Source organism: Arthrobacter sp. K5 (assembly GCF_040448525.1).
GTDB lineage: Bacteria > Actinomycetota > Actinomycetes > Actinomycetales > Micrococcaceae > Arthrobacter > Arthrobacter globiformis.
This window is the reverse complement of sequence record NZ_CP159279.1, coordinates 177,789-195,857: the sequence shown is the minus strand read 5'-3', so window position 1 is coordinate 195,857 and position 18,069 is coordinate 177,789. Positions and strand designations below refer to the sequence as shown.

13 protein-coding genes are annotated in these 18,069 nt (G+C 66.0%); 6 read left to right on the top strand and 7 right to left on the bottom strand.

Translation table 11 applies throughout. The annotated features are described in order from the left end of the window. Positions 1 to 5 precede the first annotated feature (5 nt). Entirely contained in the window at positions 6 to 1,055 is a 1,050-nt protein-coding gene (cydB, locus tag ABRP34_RS00845; RefSeq protein ID WP_003801644.1) for a cytochrome d ubiquinol oxidase subunit II, read from the bottom strand. An 18-nt stretch (positions 1,056 to 1,073) separates the two neighbouring features. Further along, positions 1,074 to 2,675: a cytochrome ubiquinol oxidase subunit I gene (locus ABRP34_RS00840; RefSeq protein ID WP_353711894.1), complete on the bottom strand. Its 1,602-nt coding sequence runs from the start codon at positions 2,673 to 2,675 to the stop codon at positions 1,074 to 1,076. 273 nt (positions 2,676 to 2,948) lie between these two features. On the opposite strand from ABRP34_RS00840, the gene ABRP34_RS00835 reads away from it, so the two are divergent. Beyond that, positions 2,949 to 3,335 carry a BlaI/MecI/CopY family transcriptional regulator gene (locus ABRP34_RS00835; protein WP_190603345.1) on the top strand — a complete coding sequence of 129 codons (387 nt, stop codon included), beginning with the start codon at positions 2,949 to 2,951 and terminating at the stop codon, positions 3,333 to 3,335. A 6-nt stretch (positions 3,336 to 3,341) separates the two neighbouring features. Continuing rightward, positions 3,342 to 4,325, top strand: coding sequence for a M56 family metallopeptidase (locus ABRP34_RS00830; RefSeq protein ID WP_353711893.1), 984 nt, complete (start codon positions 3,342 to 3,344; stop codon positions 4,323 to 4,325). 9 nt (positions 4,326 to 4,334) lie between these two features. On the opposite strand, the gene ABRP34_RS00825 is transcribed toward ABRP34_RS00830, so the two are convergent. After that, a complete protein-coding gene (locus ABRP34_RS00825; RefSeq protein WP_353711892.1) occupies positions 4,335 to 6,440 on the bottom strand; it encodes a DNA topoisomerase IV subunit B in 2,106 nt (701 codons plus the stop codon). A gap of 225 nt (positions 6,441 to 6,665) precedes the next feature. On the opposite strand from ABRP34_RS00825, the gene ABRP34_RS00820 reads away from it, so the two are divergent. Both ABRP34_RS00820 and ABRP34_RS00815 read left to right on the top strand, forming a co-directional pair. After that, complete coding sequence (locus ABRP34_RS00820; RefSeq protein WP_003801656.1) at positions 6,666 to 6,887, top strand: hypothetical protein; 222 nt, start codon at positions 6,666 to 6,668, stop codon at positions 6,885 to 6,887. 117 nt (positions 6,888 to 7,004) lie between these two features. After that, a complete protein-coding gene (locus tag ABRP34_RS00815; RefSeq protein ID WP_353711891.1) occupies positions 7,005 to 8,627 on the top strand; it encodes a DUF222 domain-containing protein in 1,623 nt (540 codons plus the stop codon). 265 nt (positions 8,628 to 8,892) lie between these two features. Here ABRP34_RS00815 and ABRP34_RS00810 read toward each other — a convergent pair whose 3' ends face one another. From ABRP34_RS00810 to ABRP34_RS00795, 4 genes are all read right to left on the bottom strand, one after another. Continuing rightward, positions 8,893 to 10,167 carry an RNA polymerase sigma factor gene (locus ABRP34_RS00810; RefSeq protein WP_353711890.1) on the bottom strand — a complete coding sequence of 425 codons (1,275 nt, stop codon included), beginning with the start codon at positions 10,165 to 10,167 and terminating at the stop codon, positions 8,893 to 8,895. A 432-nt stretch (positions 10,168 to 10,599) separates the two neighbouring features. Further along, positions 10,600 to 12,129, bottom strand: a complete 1,530-nt coding sequence (locus ABRP34_RS00805; protein WP_353711889.1) for a DUF4192 family protein — start codon at positions 12,127 to 12,129, stop codon at positions 10,600 to 10,602. Between the two features lie 146 nt (positions 12,130 to 12,275). Next, positions 12,276 to 13,616, bottom strand: coding sequence for an MFS transporter (locus ABRP34_RS00800; protein ID WP_003801665.1), 1,341 nt, complete (start codon positions 13,614 to 13,616; stop codon positions 12,276 to 12,278). Positions 13,617 to 13,709: 93 nt separating this feature from the next. Then, positions 13,710 to 14,648, bottom strand: a complete 939-nt coding sequence (locus ABRP34_RS00795; protein WP_003801667.1) for a PAC2 family protein — start codon at positions 14,646 to 14,648, stop codon at positions 13,710 to 13,712. 261 nt (positions 14,649 to 14,909) lie between these two features. Between ABRP34_RS00795 and ABRP34_RS00790 the strand changes: the two genes are divergently transcribed. After that, entirely contained in the window at positions 14,910 to 16,427 is a 1,518-nt protein-coding gene (locus ABRP34_RS00790; protein WP_353711888.1) for a leucyl aminopeptidase, read from the top strand. Between the two features lie 242 nt (positions 16,428 to 16,669). Beyond that, entirely contained in the window at positions 16,670 to 18,052 is a 1,383-nt protein-coding gene (gene lpdA / locus ABRP34_RS00785) for a dihydrolipoyl dehydrogenase (RefSeq protein ID WP_003801672.1), read from the top strand. Positions 18,053 to 18,069 lie beyond the last annotated feature (17 nt).

The window sequence follows — 18,069 nt, the reverse complement described above, 5'->3', positions numbered from 1 at the left end:
GCGGGTCAGTCTTTCCTGATGAGTGCTTTCGCGGCGACTGCGGGCAGGAAGCTGTGCGCCTCCGGGATGTGGGCGGCGCTGACACGGCGCCGGAACACCCAGTACGTCCATGCCTGGTAGGCGATCACCAGCGGCAATCCGATGCACGCCACGATGCTCATCAGGCCGAGGGTGTAGTCGGAGGATGAGGCGTTGGCGATGGTGAGGTTGTAGGCGGGGTCGATGGTGGACGGCAGCACCACGGGGAAGACCGCGCCGAAAATGGAGGCTGAGCCGCCCAGCAGGAACACACCGGTTCCCAGGAACGCCCGGCCCTCGTTTCCCTTCCGGGCCTGGGCCCAGGCCACGGCCGCGGCGACCACGGCCACCGCGAGGACAACCAGCGTCCAGGCTTCACCGGTGAGGACCTGAACGCCGATGGCCCAGCCGGCCATCGGCAGGAGCAGGACGGGAAGCAGCCGAACGAACCACTGCCGCGCACGGTGCCGGACGCCGCCGTCGGTCTTCAATGCCAGGAATGCCAGGGCGTGCAGCAGGGCGAAGCAAACCACCGCCAGGCCTCCCAGCACGGCGTACCAGCTGAACCAGGCGAACGGCCCGCCGTCGCGGTCGCCGTTGGCGTCCAGCGGCAGTCCGGTGGTGGTCAGCCCCAAGGCCGCACCCACGCCGAAGGCGGCCAGGAAGGAGCCGACGGCGATCGCCCAGTCCCAGGTGTTCCGCCAGCGGTCGGTGTCCACCTTCCCTCGGTATTCGAAGGCCACCGCCCGGAAAATCAGCGCGACCAGGACCAGCAGCAGCGGCAGGTACAGGGCGGAGAACAGGGAGGCGTACCAGAACGGGAAGGCGGCGAAGGTGGCGCCGCCGGCGGTCAGGAGCCAGACTTCGTTTCCGTCCCAGACCGGCCCGATGGTGTTGAGGAGCACGCGGCGTTCGGTGTTGTTGCGGGCGAAGATCTTCATCAGCATCCCGACGCCCAGGTCGAATCCCTCCAGAAAGAGGTAGCCGGTCCACAGGACGGCGATGGCGATGAACCAAATGGTTGGCAGCAGTTCCATGCTTTGTATCCTCGGGTCTTAGTAGGCGAAGGCCAGGACGTCGTCGGAGGTTCCGGGCTTGTCCGGTCCGCCGTCGCGGGGTGTGGCATCCTCGTTCTCGTCGACCGGCACGTGGACCAGTTCGGGCATGGCCGAGACGACGCCGCCCCGCACGTATTTCACGAGGAGCTTCACTTCCACCACGAGGAGCACTGCGTAGATCAGGGTGAGCACAACGAGGGAGGTCAGGATTTCACCGGCGGACACCCCTGGCGATACGGCCGCGGCGGTGAACATGAAGACCTGGTCGATGCCGTTAAGGTCCGGGTTGGGGGCCACGACGAACGGCTGCCGGCCCATCTCCGTGAAGATCCAACCTGCGGCGTTGGCACCGAAGGGGGCCAGGATGCCAAACACGGCCAGCCGCATCAGCCAGCGCGACTCGGGCACGGTTCCCTTGCGGGTCAGCCAGAGTGCCACCAAAGCTGCCAGGGCCGCGAGTCCGCCGAATCCGATCATGGCGCGGAAGCCCCAGTAGGTGACCTCCATGACGGGGACGTACTGGATCTCCTGGCCTGCGCGGTCACCGTAGATGGGGTTGTCCGGGACGTGCGTGCCGTAGTCCGCCTTGTACTGGTCGATCAGGCTGTTGACGCCCTTGACCTCGGTGGTGAAGTCGCCCTTGGCGAGGTAGGAGAGGATGCCCGGGACCTCGATCAGCGCCACGATGTCGTCGCAGTTGCGGGACCCGACGTTGCCCACGCTCAGGACGGAGAAGCCCGTTCCGTCGTGGCACGCGGCCTCGGCTGCGGCCATCTTCATGGGCTGCTGTTCGAACATCAGCTTGCCCTGCAGGTCACCGGTGAGGGCGGTTCCGGCAAAGGAGATCATGGCGACGACGGCGCCGATCCGCAGCGACTTGATCCAGACTGTGTAGTCGGTGCGGTCGCGGCCCGGAATGTCGGACTCGCCGGCAACCAGCTTGCCGTCCGCTCCGATGGTGTCGATACCGTCGCGGCGCCTGCGCCAGAGGTGGTACCAGGCGATGCCGAGCAGGAACCCGCCGGCGACGGCAAGGGCGCCGAAGAGGGTGTGCGGCACGGCTACCAGGGCGGTGTTGTTAGTGAAGACGGCCCAGGCGTCGGTCATGACCGGGCGCCCGTCGATCATGGTGACGCCGACGGGGTGCTGCATCCAGCTGTTGGCCACGATGATGAAGTACGCGGAGAAAAACGAGCCGACCACGGCGATCCAGAGGCACGCAAGGTGCACGCCCCTCTTGAGCTGCTTCCAGCCGAAGATCCACAGGCCCAGGAAGGTTGACTCGACGAAAAACGCCAGCAGGGCTTCGAGGGCGAGCGGAGCGCCGAAGACGTCACCCACGAAGCGGCTGTATTCGCTCCAGGCCATCCCGAACTGGAACTCCTGGACGATGCCGGTGGCCACGCCCATGATGAAGTTGATGAGGAAGAGCTTTCCCCAGAACTTGGTCATCCGCAGATAAGCGGGATTTGCGGTGCGGTACCAGACGGTCTGCATCACTGCGACGACCAGGCCCAGGCCGATTGTCAGCGGCACCATCATGAAGTGGTAGACGGTGGTGATTCCGAATTGCCAGCGTGCGATTTCCAAGGCGTCCAAGGCGGTCCCTACTTACGGTTGGGTCTAGCTCTCCAGCGTTGTTTTCTACACAACGTAGAACTTCAACTTCTACAGAGTGTAGAACACAGGTCAGAACACTGTAAACACGGTTGCATGCACATCGGAGGAACGCAATCACCCGCGACGCGCCGAGCGTTCTACCTCATGTAGAAACGCGCGGCGAAACGCGATAGATTTGAAGTTGCAGTATTGGAATCACGGCACGGGCCGGGCGATCGGCTCCTGGCAGTGCGTTGTCAAAAGGATGTACAGATGGCAAGTCTTGGGGAACTGGAACGCGCAGTCATGGACCTGCTCTGGGCGGGCCACGAAGCAGCCACGGCCAACACGCTGCGGGACCTGCTTGCGCAGAGCACGGCCGCGCATGGCGGAGCAGCAGGGCATGAGGGCAAGGACCTGGCGGTGACCACCGTCCTGACGGTCCTTTCGCGTCTCGAGAAGAAGGGCCTGGTGGAGCGCGAACGCGGCACCCGGCCGCACCGCTACCAGGCTGTGTCCAGCCGCGAAGACCACACCGCCGAACTCATGCATGAAGTGCTGGGATCCGCTCCGGACCGCGAGGCCGTGCTGGCCCGGTTCATCGGTTCCGTGACGGAAAGTGAAGCCGAGACGCTGCGCAAACTGCTTGGCCACAGCTAGCACCTGATGTTCTGGACCTCATATTTCCTGGCGGTCCTGGCGATAGTACTGGCCTGGCCGGTACCTATCCTTCTTTCGCGCGCCCACTGGCCGGCGCGCGACCCCTTCACGGCCATGGTGCTGTGGCAGGCCATCGCACTCGCCGGTGGGCTGTCCATGATCGGTGCCATGCTGGTCTATGGCCTCGAACCCGTCGGCGACAACCTGATTGCCGGCCTGCGCGCGCTGGCAGGCATGGTGCTGTTTGCAGCGCCCACCACAGCCCTGGGCTTCTGGCATCTCTTCGCGCTCTCCGCGGCCGCGCTGCTGACAGCGCACCTCGTCTTCACGCTGCTGCTGACCTATTACAAAATCGAGCGCCAGCGCAGGCGGCACCGCGAACTGCTGGCCCTCCTGGCCTCACCGTCCGACGACGGGCCCGGCACTGTGGTCATCAACCACGATTCCCCGGTGGCCTACTGCCTGCCCGGCGGCGCCCGCTCCGTCACGGTCCTCTCCGACGGCCTGATGGCCGCCCTCGAACCGGCAGAGCTGCGCGCCGTCCTGATTCACGAAAACGCGCACCTCACCCAGCGCCACCACCTGCTGCTGTGGGCCTTCGCCGCCTGGCGCCAGGCCCTGCCATGGCTGCCCACCACCCGCCTGGCCCAGGAGGCTGTGAACTCCCTCATTGAAATGCTTGCGGACGATGTTGCCCTCAAAACGGAGAGCAAGGTAACGCTGATCAAGGCGATAGCCATCGTCGCCAGCGGCTCGGCGGCACCCCCGGGGGCCGCCGTCGTCGAACCGGCAGGCCTTGCAGGCTCAAGCCTGCAGCTGCCGGACGGCGCCGGCGGCGCCGGACCGAGCACGACGGCGTCACGCGTGAGCCGCCTTCTCTCACCCCAGCCTCCGCTCGCCGGCGGCCTCCGGGCAACCGTCCTGGCCGTGTGCACGCTGCTGCTGGCGATGCCCACAGCCCTCCTGATAGTTCCCGGCCTGCTGGGCTGAGGCCGGCTCCTAGGCGTCGATGCGTTCCCGGTCCAGGCTGGAGGCACCGGCGATGATGAAGTCCTTGCGCGGCGCGACATCCGATCCCATGAGCAGGTCGAACGTGGCTTCCGCCTGCTGGGCATTCTCGATGTTCACCTTGCGGAGCATGCGGTGCCGGGGGTCCATCGTGGTTTCGGCCAGCTGCTCAGCATCCATCTCACCCAGACCCTTGTAGCGCTGGATGGGTTCCTTGTACTTCCTGCCCTCAGCTGCGAGCTTCGCCAGCAGGGCGTGCAGCTCTGCCTCGGAATACGTGTAGATCATCTCGTTGGCCTTCTGGCCGGGGTTGATGACTTCCACCCGGTGCAGCGGCGGCACGGCAGCGAAGACCCGGCCTTCCTCCACCATGGGCCGCATGTACCGGAAGAAGAGGGTGAGCAGCAGAGTGCGGATGTGGGCGCCGTCGACATCGGCGTCGGTCATCAGGATGACCTTCCCGTAGCGGGCGGCTTCGATCGCGAAGCTGCGTCCGGAGCCGGCCCCGACCACCTGGATGAGGGCCGCGCACTCGGCGTTCGAGAGCATGTCGCCCACGGAGGCCTTCTGGACGTTGAGGATCTTGCCGCGGATCGGCAGCAGCGCCTGGAAGTCCGAGGAGCGCGCCAGCTTGGCAGTTCCGAGGGCCGAGTCGCCCTCCACGATGAACAGTTCGGAGCGGGCGACGTCGTCAGTGCGGCAGTCTGCAAGCTTGGTGGGCATCGACGACGACTCGAGCGCTGTCTTGCGGCGCTGCGTCTCCTTGTGCACGCGCGCGGAGATGCGCGACTTCATCTCGCTGACGATCTTTTCCAGCAGCAACGCTGACTGTGCCTTGTCGTTGCGGTTGGAGGAGTTCAGCTTGGCCGCTATCTCCTTCTCCACCACCCGGGCCACAATGGCCTTGACTGCGGAGGTGCCGAGGATTTCCTTCGTCTGGCCCTCGAACTGCGGCTCAGCGAGCCGCACGGTCAGGACGGCGGTGAGGCCAGCGAAGATGTCGTCCTTCTCGATCTTGTCGTTGCCGGCCTTGAGTTTCCGCGCGTTGGCTTCCACGGCCTTTCGGAACGTTTTCACGAGAGCCTGCTCGAAGCCGGACTGGTGCGTGCCGCCCTTCGGCGTGGAGATGATGTTGACGAAGCTGCGGACCGTGGTGTCGTAACCGATCCCCCAGCGCAGTGCGACGTCCACTTCGCAGTCGCGTTCAACTTCCGCGATCTTGCTGTGGCCTTTCTCATCCAGCACGGGGACGGTTTCCTTGAACTTGCCGGAACCATGCAGGCGCCAGACGTCCGTGACCGCGGAGTCCGCAGCGAGGAATTCCACGAACTCGGAGATGCCGCCGTCGTGGTGGAACACTTCCTCGTGCGCCCCCAGTTCACCGGGGGTGCCGGGGAGCTTGCGCTCATCGCGGACAGTGATCTTCAGGCCGGGGACCAGGAAGGAGGTCTGGCGGGCCCGCGCGGTGAGTTCCTCGTAGGAGAACCGGGCGTCCTGGGTGAAGATCTGCGTGTCCGCCCAGTAGCGGATGCGCGTTCCGGTGACGCCGCGCTTGGCCTTGCCGACGACGTCCAGGACAGAGTCTTCGACGAACGGGGCGAATGTGGCGGCCGGGCTGGGGCGGCCGTTGTCGTTGAAGCGGCCGGGCTCACCCCGGCGGAAGGACATCCTGTACGTTTTGCCGCCCCGGTCAACTTCGGCGTCGAGACGTGCCGAGAGCGCGTTGACGACGGACGCGCCGACGCCGTGCAGGCCGCCGGAGGCGGTGTAGGAACCGCCGCCAAACTTGCCGCCCGCGTGCAGTTTAGTGAAGACCACCTCGACGCCGGTGAGGCCAGTCTTTGGTTCGACGTCGACGGGAATGCCGCGGCCGTCGTCGTGGATCTCTACAGAGTTGTCCGCGTGCAGAATGATCTTGATGTCGTGGCCAAAGCCGGCCAGCGCCTCGTCGACGGAGTTGTCGATAATTTCCCAGAGGCAGTGCATAAGGCCGCGGGAGTCCGTGGAACCGATGTACATGCCGGGGCGTTTGCGCACGGCCTCCAGCCCCTCCAGCACCGAAAGGTGGCGGGCGGTGTAATCAGAACTCGGTGCCACAGGTAGGGAACTCCTTTGAGGAACAGGCCGGATCGGCGTTAAAAGGCTCCCCCTAGCCTAGTCCCGCCGCCGCCAAATGCCCGACTGCCACTCCCGACACGGGTCCCCGCTCCCGGCGTTCGTTACGTACACGTGATACGCGGACAGCGAAAGTGACCCATCCTTGCCATGGTTTAGCGGCGAATGCTGGTTATATAGATGTACAGAACTACTAAGGAGGCCGACATGACAACAGCAGTTGCCGACCGCACGCTAACCGCAGCTGACCGGTGTGACCGTTGCGGTGCACAGGCATACGTCCGGGTTGTACTCGAGTCCTCCGGAGGTGAGCTGCTCTTCTGCGCCCACCATTCTCGCGCCGTCGAAGCGACCCTGAGGCCGCTCAGCTCCGACTGGCATGATGAGACGGACCGGTTGCAGGAAAAGGCGCCGGTTCCGGTCGACTAGACAACAAAGCTCAAAGCCAGGATCCCCGCACGGGGGTCCTGGCTTTTTCTTTTTCGCCTCTGCCGAGGATGCTCACTGCGGCGCTAAATTGTCAGTCCCCCTTGGCAGACTGTGTTCATGGAAGGCAGCGGGAATTCAGCACTGACAGGAGCGGCGCCGCACGGCGGCGTGCTGCAGGCGGCCGCCTTTCCTGATGCTGAGTTCCCTTTAGATGCGTTCCCGGACGGCGCCATTCTGTTCGATGAGTTCGAGGACGACGGTTCGCCGTACGACGATGACCTCGACGCCGCGTTCCCGGCTGTGTTCCCTGAGGACCCGTTTCCCGAGGCCCTCTTTGCCGATGTTCTGTTCGCCGATGCCGCCGCCTCCATCGCCGGCACGGGCGCTGGCGGGCGCGGGCCCTGGCCGCGGACGGCTTTGGCGGACCGGGTCGCTGCGGCAACCGCCCTTCTGCGGGCTGATCTGAACGCCGACAAGGCCGGGCTGATCGACCAGACCCACGCGTACGAGAACATCAAAAACATGCTTGCCGGGCAACAGGCCAGACTTGCCGTCACCTTCGAGACCCGGCACCACCAGGACCAGACGGACCTGGGGACGGATGATGGCCGCAGGACACTGACCGCCGAGAACCTCGGCAACGACCGCAGCAAAGACCGGGGCCTGGGCGCGGCCGAGCAGATCGCCCTGGCCCGGGGCGAGTCCCCGCACCGCGGCGGCCGGCTGCTCGGCATGGCCAAGGCCCTGGTCAAGGAGATGCCCCACACCCTGGGAGCCCTGGACACCGGACAGCTCAACGAAGAACGCGCCATCCACGTCGTGAAGGAAACAGTGTGCCTGAGCGTGGAAGACCGGGCCGCGGTTGATGAGGAGCTGGCGGCCGATACCGGGACCTTCACCGGTGCCGGGACCCGGGCCGTCATCGCCGCGACCCGGGCCGCCGCCGCCCGCAGGGACCCGCGCTCGGTCACCCAGCGCGCCAGCCATGCCGCGTCGGAACGGTCCGTGAGCCTCCGACCGGCCCCGGACTGCATGACCTATTTGACGGCGCTGCTGCCCGCCCATGAGGGCGTCGCAGTCTACGCGGCCCTGACCCGGCACGCGGACACCCTCAAGTCCGCCGGCGACCCCCGCAGCCTGGGACAAATCAAGGCCGACACCCTCGTCGAACGCACCACCGGCACCCCCGGCGGCATCACCGGCATCGAAATCAACCTCGTCATGACCGACCGCACCCTCCTCCAAGGCGACACCGAACCCGCCCGGATCCCCGGCTACGGTGTTGTCCCCGCCCAGTGGGCACGGGAGCTCCTCAGGCAGGCACGCAGTTCAAACGCGGCCGGCTCAACCACCGGCCAAAAGGACGCGGTGAAGGAACTGAAGATCTGGGTCCGGCGGCTCTACATCGCCCCGAACACCGGGGACCTGGTGGCCATGGACTCACGACGGCGCCTGTTCCCGGCACCGCTGCGCCGCTTCATCCAGGTCCGCGACGACACCTGCCGCACCCCCTACTGCGACGCCCCCATCCGCCACCACGACCACATCATCCCCTGGCACAACGACGGCCCCACCACCCTGGCCAACGGCGCCGGGCTCTGCGAGGCCTGCAACCACACCAAAGAACTCCCCGGCTGGAAGACCCAACCCAGACCCGGGCCAAGGCACACCATCGAACTCACCACACCCACCGGCCACACCTACCACTCAACGGCACCGCCACTACCCGGAACTGGTTAACGGAACCGGAGTGCGCCAAGCGGGGGTAGCGGGAACCGGCCGGGCCAGGCCGTCCAGTCGGTGACCTGAGAACCGCATAACGGGTCCAGCGGGAGGTGATTCAGGCAATGGCTAAGCCACGGGCGCGGACTCGGGGCCGAACATGCACGTGAACGTGGTTGATGTCGTAGCGGCACGACAAAGGCCAAGCCTGCCGCCGTTTCGGGCAGAAGGCCTGGCCCTTGTTCGCGTTTGCCAGTCCAGCAGTTGCTGGGTCCGGTGTTTCCTAGTCCAGGTAGTCCCGCAGCACCTGCGACCGGGACGGGTGGCGGAGCTTGGACATGGTCTTGGATTCAATCTGGCGGATGCGCTCACGGGTAACGCCGTAGACCTTGCCGATTTCGTCTAAAGTCTTCGGCTGGCCATCCGTGAGGCCGAACCGCATGGCAACGACGCCGGCTTCGCGCTCGGACAGGGTGTCCAGCACGGAGTGCAGCTGTTCCTGCAGCAAGGTGAAGCTCACAGCATCGGCAGGAACGACTGCTTCGGAGTCCTCAATGAGGTCACCGAATTCGGAGTCGCCGTCCTCGCCGAGCGGTGTGTGGAGCGAAATGGGCTCGCGGCCGTACTTCTGGACTTCGACGACCTTCTCGGGCGTCATATCCAGCTCGAGCGCCAGCTCTTCGGGCGTGGGTTCGCGGCCCAGGTCCTGCAGCATCTGGCGCTGGACACGGGCCAGCTTGTTGATGACTTCCACCATGTGCACCGGGATACGGATGGTGCGGGCCTGGTCCGCCATGGCACGGGTGATGGCCTGGCGGATCCACCAGGTGGCGTACGTGGAGAACTTGAAGCCCTTGGTGTAGTCGAACTTCTCGACGGCACGGATGAGGCCGAGGTTGCCTTCCTGGATGAGGTCCAGGAACAGCATGCCGCGACCGGTGTAACGCTTGGCCAGCGACACCACGAGGCGGAGGTTGGCCTCGAGCAGGTGGTTCTTGGCGCGCTTGCCGTCATGGATGATGAACTCGAGCTCGCGCTTGTACTTCGGATCCATGGAGCCGTCGTCGGCGGCGATCTTCTCTTCGGCGAACAGGCCAGCCTCGATGCGCAGCGCGAGGTCAACTTCCTGTTCGGCGTTGAGGAGGGCTACCTTACCGATCTGCTTCAGGTAGTCCTTGACGGGGTCGGCGGTAGCGCCGGCAGACATGACCTGCTGGACAGGTGCGTCGTCGTCGTCGGCGTCAGAGTAAACGAAGCCCGAACCGGTAGGCGCTGCGGCTTCCTTGCCGGCCTCGTCGGGTTCATCGACCAGATCTGCGGTGTCGGGCTGCGCGTCGTCGAGGTCCTCCTCGACTTCCACGTCGGCATCGACATCGGTTGAGCGGCTTCCGGCAGCTTCGGCTGCAGCCTTGGCTCCGGGTTTGGGTCCGCGCTTCTTGGGCTCGGGCTTCCCAGCGGCACGGGTGGCGGCACGCTTGGCGCTGGATGCCGCCGGCTTCTCCTCGGCAGTTTCAACGGCCAGGGCGGCGGGTTCCTTCTTCGCGGAAGACGGGGTCACAGAAAACCTTTCTAGCGGCGGTCTGTGGAGTCACCTTCGGGCAACACCACTATGACCCTGTCAAGTCCGTGATCGACATCAGATGCAACCGACCGACAGGGCCACTAAGTAGAACTGCCGGAGCGGCCGCAATGTTCCCGCATGGGACCACTGCAAGCATTGATTCACGGACCCAACCGGGTCTCGGCCTCTATTGTCTCATGATTTTCCGTGCCAGGGGCCGAACGGACCGTAATACGCCGCGCCCACGGGATGTGTCGGATTCGGCAGGCTCCTCGGTCCGGCCCGGCGGTGGGGCCCGGACGGGTCGTGAGGTACGCCCGGGTGGCGAGGTCCGGCTGGGCGTTGCGGTCCGGAGCCCGGGCCTGGTCTGGTTTGCGAACCGGCCCCGCGCCGGCTCTGGATGCGGTCAATCTCCAGGCAGGTCAGTCTCTAAGCGGCGTCCGATCCGAATTTCTGCCAAGCTGCCTCACGTCGCCCTGCCCATCCGCAGATTGTTCCGCGCCGGACCACCTCGGACAGCAACTCGGCCAGCCGGTACCCCGGGCTGGCCTTCAGGGCCCGGGTCAATGATGCGTGCGCGAAGGAGCCTCTACCCCGGCACCATTCGATCCAGCCGGTGGTCGTCAGCGCTGCAGCCTGCGCCTGTCCCCCGCCAAACGACGACAACTCCGCCATCAGTCCCTCCAGGCGTTTCAGAGTGTCCCAGTCCGGTACCGGCGGACTTAGGCCCAACAGGACTTCGCCATAACCCGGCAGGGCATCCGGGCCGTCGCTGGAGGCAGGCACCTGGTCAGGACGTCCCGTGGCCATCCCCTGGTCCGCATGATCGCCGCTCAGTCCTGTTCCGGGTGCCTGCTCCGCTCCGGGTACCGAGTCTGTTCCGGGCGCCCGCTCCGCACCGGGCACCGAGTCTGTTCCGGGCGCCGAGGATGCCACGCCGCCGTCGGGCGCCGGGCTGGGTAATCCGCTCAGGGACAGCCGCGGCTCCGGCAGCGGCGGGCAGGACACGGGGAGTCCAGTCCCGGCGGAGAAGATCCCGAAGGCTTCGGCTCCGGAGGCCGCCGCGGCGCGTCCCGCGGCGGCCATGACCAGAACCGCGTCGCGCCAGGCCGGAACATGCAGGGACGCGCGCAGGAACCCGGCGAGTTGCGGTTCCAGTCCCTTTTCCGGGCCGGCTGCGCGTGGACCCGGCGCACGTTGACCGCTACGTCCCGGGGCGGCCTCAGGCAAAACGGCCTCAGGCAGAACGGCGTCAGGCGGAGCTGCTGCGAGCGCAGCTGCCCAGGCATCGAGGACCGCATCAAACTGTGCCCGCTGAGTCCCCTTGCCGGCCAGGGCTAGGATCCACTTGCGTTCGGCTGCCATCACAGCGGCGTCGTCCGCTGGAGTCGTATTGGCATAGCCGGGTGAAGTAGCACCCGGCGGCGCACCGACGCTGCTGCCCAGATACACCATCTCCGCATTGAGCCGGCTGTCCCGGATTTCTGCGACGGAGCGGCCCGGCATCGGACAGCAACTGCTATCGGTGCAGTACAGGTTGCGCCAGTACTCGTCGCCGACGCGCCATGCGTCCCGCACCGGCATGCCAGCCAGCCCGAGCGCGCATTCCAGATCGGCGAGCAGCGGCCGCAAGGACAACGCCGCCGTTCCTTCCCTGCCGGCGCCGTTATCACCGGCGTCGCTATTACCGCCGTCGATAACATCGCCGTCAGTAAAGAAGGCCAGCAGCGACCCGTCGGCTTCCTTGTCCGCCAGAAGGTACTCCGCCACCGTCCTCGCGAACGCCTCCCGGCTGCGCCGGCCACCGCGCTCCGGGAGGTCGACCCGCAGAGTGGCCCCGAGGCGTTTGCCCTGCATGGTCATGGCCACGAGGCTCTGCGACGGCCAATAACCCAGGCTGTGCGGAATGTAGCCAAGAATGTCTTCGGGACCGCTGATGATGAGATGCTCCGGTGTCATGGAAACAGCTTCCGACGGCGGTCACCGCCGGCGCGACAGGCAGCCTGAGCTATGTGGAAGCCTGCGCTATGTGGACAACCCGGAACAGGTGTGTTGAGGAATAGTCTCGCTGCCCGCGGCAAGGGCTCCGGCCGGCGGTATGGGGCCTAGTCGCGGGAAGGGGTCTTGCGGCGGGCAATCCGCTCGCGCCGCTGCTGGGCCATTGCCTGCAGCAGCGGCGGCACCACCACTCCCTGGGCAGCCATCTGCCGGCGGACCTTGCGCCGGACCACCAGCATGGCGACGGACCCGACGCCGAGGAGCAGGAAGTGCACGCAGAGCGCGATGCGGAAGGGCTCCAGGCCATAGAGCTCCCCGCGGGAAAAGCCCGTGGAGTTGAGGATGTCCAGCACGGCGCCGATGAGGTAGATAGCCATGAGCGCTGCGAAGAAGCCACCCACGTTGACGATGCCCGTGGCGGTCCCGATCCGGTGGGCCGGGTTGAAGGTGCGGGCAAAGTCGAAGCCGATCATGGAGCCCGGGCCGCCGATGGCCAGCACCACGATGAGCACCGCCAGCAGCCACAGCGGTGAGCGGCCGGGATACAGCAGCACGGCTGCCCAGGCGGCCGCGGTGGCACCGACAAGGAGGAGGACCATGGTGGAGCGCCGGAGCGGGTGCCGGGCAACAAAACGCCCGATCAGCGGCCCGGCTCCGATGGCACCGGCCACATACAGGGACATGAGCGACGCGACGGTCCCGGCATCGAGACCCTGCGCCGAAATCAGGAACGGGTAGCCCCAGGTCATGGCGAACACCGTGCCGCTGAACTGGATGGTGAAGTGGCTCCACATCCCCAGCCGCGTCCCCGGCTGCTTCCACGCGCGCGACAGGGACACGCCGGTGGCGCGCAGCCCCTTGGCCGCCTCCTGCCTGGGCGTGCCGGGCGGCACGTCCTGCAGCATCAGGACCACCAGCACGACGGCGACTCCGGAGAATCCGGCCAACGCAAGGAACGCCGGGGTCCAGCCCGCGGTGTGCAGGATGAAGGCGAACGGCACCACGCTCAGCAACTGGCCGAGCTGTCCGGACATGCCGGTCAGCTGGGTCAGCAGCGGAACGCGGGCCGGCGCAAACCACAGCGGAATCAGCCGGATGACGGAGATGAAGGTCATGGCGTCGCCGGCCCCCACGAGCACGCGGCCCAGCACACCGGCCGGGACGCTGTCTGCAAACGCAAGCTGCAACTGCCCCAGGCCCATCAGCAGGGCGCCCCCGGCGATCATGGCCCGGGAACCGAACCTGTCCACCAGCACACCCACCGGAATCTGAAGTCCGGCGTACACCAGCAGCTGCAGCACCGTGAAAAAGGAGATGGCCGAGGCGCTGGCATGGAACCGCTCGGTGGCCTCGAGTCCGACCACACCGAACGACGTACGCTGCGTCACAGCCACGAGGTACGAAAAGATGCCAATGGACCAAATGAGCCAGGCGCGGGGTGCAGTCACCCTTTTATTATCCCCAGCGGAGGCAAAAATACTATTTAATTTGCCCGCTTTTGGCCTTTCAGTGATGAGCCTAATGCAGCCCAGTGACGGGGCTTACGGTGCGGGGTTCTCCCGCGCCAGGTAGGCCTCCACAGCGGCGCCCAGTGCGTCGCCGTCGGGCAGTTCATCATTTTCGTTGGCAAGCAGGGACCGGCGCACTGTGCCCTCCGCCTTTTCGTCATAGCGGGCCTCGAGCCGGGCCACCACCTGCTGGACTTCCTCCGACGCCTCGATCTGCTCGGCAATCTGCCGGCCCACTTCACGGCCCGACTCGCGCAGCCGGTCGGTCGGCAGCATCAGCGAGGTTGCGGCCCCCAGGTACTCCAGGCCGGCCACGGCAGCCGTGGGGTATTCCGCCTCGGCGAGGTAGTGCGGCACGTGGATCACGTACCCGGCAACGTTGCGGCCGGCGTCGGTCAGGCGGAGTTCCAGGACATGCCCGACGGCGGCAGGCACTTCCACGGTCGGCTTCCAGGAGGAGATGCCCTCAATGAGCTCCGGCCGGTTGCCGTGCACAGTCACGCCGACCGGACGGGTGTGGGGTACAGGCATGGGAATTGAGTGGATCCAGGTCACCAGGTTGACGTCCAGGGCCTCGACGATCTGCACCACGGCACGGGCGAAGCGTTCCCACTGCAGGTCCGGCTCGAAGCCGGCGAGGAACAGGAACGGCTTGCCCAGCCCGTCGACCAGCCTGTACAGGGCCAGGGTGGGCGGCTGGTAATCCTGCAGGTGATCCTCAACAAAGGTCACATGCGGGCGCCGGGACCGGTAGTCCATCAGCTGGTCGGCGTCGAACACGGCCACACGTTCGGAGTCGAGGGTGTCCAGCAGCTCGCCGGTGATCTGCCGGACCACGTGGCCGGCATCGGCGAAACCGGTAAAGCCCATCACCAGGTTCAGCCCGCGGAGCTCAGGGTTATGGAACAGCCCAATGTTCTTGGCATAGAGCGCGTCGGGGTCCAGCAGCGAGCCGGAAATCCTTTCAAACACGGCGAGTTCCTTTCGTGGTCGGGGTTAATCTTCTTAACGCCCGGAAGAGCGGCGTCATTCCTCGGGGCGTTGTGGCACGGCTCTCAACCGGCCCGTTTCCCCGGCGCTCCCCCGCAGTTGCGGAACGAGAGACTACGATCGGAATTGGCTTCCTTGGAAGCTGGCGCCGCTGCCCTGCGGGGACGGCGGCCGGCACCCGCGAGAGGGCGCCCTGCTGCGCTCCCTGCCCGAACAATCACAGAGAATTGAGGACCGATCCTCGTGGTCAAGAATACTGAAACCAACCTTAGTGCCATTGCAAGGGACCTGAAGAAGGCGCCAAGTGACGCAGTGGTCATCGGCGTCGGACAGGGCACGGACGGCCCTTTCCTGCTGGAAAACCCGTTGACCGCGAAATCCGTCGAGGCCCTGACCGATTCCCTGAAGGTCCTCGGCATCACCGGCGCCCCGGACCAGGCGGTCCGCCTTCCCGGGCTTCCGGAAACGGGCTCAGGAATCCTCGTGCTGGCCGGCGTAGGAAAGGTCGACCCCGGGGGAAGGGTTTCCGGCGAGGCACTGCGCCGCGCTGCCGGCTCCGCCGTCCGCCAGCTTGCCGGGCTGTCGTCCGTCACGCTGGCCTTCCCGACGGCGACTGTCGCCGATGTCGCTGCCATCGCCGAGGGTGCCGCGCTGGGAGCGTACTCGTTCACGGAGTTCCGCTCGTCCAAGGACGGTCTCAAGGATCCCGTGGCCGACGTCGCGATCTTCACTGACCTGGCCGGAGACAAAGACTTGCAGCCGGCACTCGAGCGTGCGCGCCTGCTGGGCAAGGCTGTCAACGCCACCCGCTCGCTCGTGAACCAGCCGCCGAGCCACCTCTACCCCGAGTCGTTCGCCGACGCTGCGAAGGAACTGTCCAAGGGGCTGCCCGTCAAGGTCACGGTGTGGGACGAAAAGCGCCTGGAAAAGGAAGGCTTCGGCGGCATCATGGGCGTTGGCAAGGGCTCCGCCCGGCAGCCGCGCCTCGTCAAGGTGGAGTACTCCCCCGCCAAGGCCACGAGGAAAATCGCACTGGTCGGCAAGGGCATCACCTTCGACACCGGCGGCATCTCCATTAAGCCGGCCCTGGGCATGGGCGACATGAAGAGCGACATGGCGGGCGCCGCTGTCGTGCTTAACACGGTGCTGGCCATCGCGGGCCTTGGGCTGCCCGTCAAGGCAACCGCCTGGCTGTGCATCGCCGAGAACATGCCTTCCGGGGCCGCGTCGCGTCCCGCCGACGTGCTGACCATGTTCGGCGGCAAGACAGTTGAAGTGCTGAACACCGACGCCGAAGGCCGGCTGGTCATGGCCGACGGCATCGTCGCGGCCAGCCAGGAGTACCCGGATGCCATCATCGACGTTGCCACCCTGACCGGCGCCCAGCTGATCGCGCTTGGCAACCGCACCGCCGGCATCATGGGCGCGGACAGCGTGACCGGCCCGCTGAAGGCGGCGGCTGACCGGGCCGGCGAGCTCGTCTGGCCGATGCCCCTCCCGGAGGAACTGCGGCCCAGCCTCGACTCCCAGGTGGCGGACATCGCCAATATCGGTGAGCGTCACGGCGGCATGATGACGGCGGCCGTGTTCCTGCGCGAGTTCGTGGGCAAGGACAAGGGCGGCCAGACCATCCCGTGGGCGCACATCGACATCGCCGGCCCGTCCTTCAACAACGGAGCACCCTACGGCTACACGCCGAAGCAGGGCACCGGCTGCACCGTGCGCACGCTGGTGGCCTACGTCGAGGATCTCCTGGCCTAGGGCCAGTGTGACGCGCGGCTGTGCGGCAGCGTGATCCGCTCGCCACACAGCCGCGTGACACTCGACACAAGCGCTCCACAAAAGCAGCGGCAAGGTGGAGCATGGATAAGTGGTTCGCTAAGGTGAACCACGGTAGTCACAAATGAAAGGGAAAAGGCCTGCTGGCATAATCACGGCAGAGCAATTTCCAAGACCAGATGATGCGTACTCTCGTGTCATCGTTCACGCGAGGGAGCGTCTAAGTGGCCGATCAGGCAACTGCGCAAGAATTCGACATCCTGGTACTCGGTGGTGGCAGCGGCGGGTACGCCACGGCTCTCCGGGCCGTTCAGCTTGGCTTCACCGTTGGCCTCGTGGAGAAGGGCAAGCTCGGCGGAACATGCCTGCACAACGGCTGCATCCCCACCAAGGCTCTCCTGCACTCCGCGGAGCTGGCCGACCACGCCCGCGACTCCGCCAAGTACGGCGTGAACGTGACGCTCGACAGCATCGACATCACCGCTGTCAACGCCTACAAGGACGGCATCATTGCCGGCAAGTTCAAGGGCCTGCAGGGCCTGATCAAGTCCAAGGGCATCACCGTCATCGAGGGTGAAGGCAAGCTCCAGGGCACCGACACCGTCGTCGTGAACGGCACCGCCTACAAGGGCAAGAACATCGTGCTTGCGACCGGGTCCTACTCGCGCACGCTGCCGGGCCTGGAAATCGGCGGCAAGGTCATCACCTCCGATGAAGCCCTCACCATGGACTACATCCCCAAGAGCGCGATCATCCTGGGCGGCGGCGTGATCGGCGTCGAGTTCGCTTCCGTCTGGAAGTCCTTCGGTGTTGACGTCACGATCGTTGAGGGCCTCCCCTCCCTCGTGCCGAACGAGGACGCGACGATCGTCAAGAACTTTGAGCGCGCCTTCAAGAAGCGCGGCATCAAGTTCTCCACCGGCGTCTTCTTCCAGGGTGTCGAGCAGAACGACGACGGCGTCAAGGTCACCCTTGTCGACGGCAAGACCTTCGAAGCCGACCTGCTCCTCGTGGCCGTCGGCCGCGGACCCGTCACCGCCAACCTCGGCTATGAAGAGGCGGGCCTCACCATCGACCGCGGCTTCGTCATCACCAACGAGCGCCTGCACACCGGCGTGGGCAACATCTACGCGGTCGGCGACATCGTCCCCGGCGTGCAGCTGGCGCACCGCGGCTACCAGCAGGGCATTTTCGTCGCCGAGGAAATCGCCGGCCTGAAGCCTGTCATCGTCGAAGACGTCAACATCCCCAAGGTCACCTACTCCGAGCCGGAAATTGCGACGGTCGGCTACACCGAGAAGGCCGCCAAAGCCAAGTTCGGCGACGACCAGGTCGACACCCAGGAATACAACCTCGCCGGCAACGGCAAGAGCTCCATCCTGGGCACCAGCGGCATCGTCAAGCTGGTCCGCCAGAAGGACGGCCCCGTCGTCGGCGTCCACATGATCGGCGCCCGCATGGGTGAGCAGATCGGCGAAGCCCAGCTGATCGTGAACTGGGAAGCCTACCCCGAGGACGTGGCCGCGCTGGTCCACGCCCACCCGACCCAGAACGAATCCCTGGGCGAGGCGCACCTGGCGCTGGCGGGCAAGCCCCTCCACGGCTAAGTCGTTTCCGCGAGGCA

Bases quoted from the DNA above. Each gene is read 5' to 3' on its own strand.
- cydB (WP_003801644.1), bottom strand. From the start codon at position 1,055: ATGGAACTGCTGCCAACCATTTGGTTCATCGCCATCGCCGTCCTGTGG.
- ABRP34_RS00835 (WP_190603345.1), top strand. From the start codon at position 2,949: ATGGCAAGTCTTGGGGAACTGGAACGCGCAGTCATGGACCTGCTCTGG.
- ABRP34_RS00830 (WP_353711893.1), top strand. From the start codon at position 3,342: ATGTTCTGGACCTCATATTTCCTGGCGGTCCTGGCGATAGTACTGGCC.
- ABRP34_RS00820 (WP_003801656.1), top strand. From the start codon at position 6,666: ATGACAACAGCAGTTGCCGACCGCACGCTAACCGCAGCTGACCGGTGT.
- ABRP34_RS00815 (WP_353711891.1), top strand. From the start codon at position 7,005: ATGGAAGGCAGCGGGAATTCAGCACTGACAGGAGCGGCGCCGCACGGC.
- ABRP34_RS00805 (WP_353711889.1), bottom strand. From the start codon at position 12,129: ATGACACCGGAGCATCTCATCATCAGCGGTCCCGAAGACATTCTTGGC.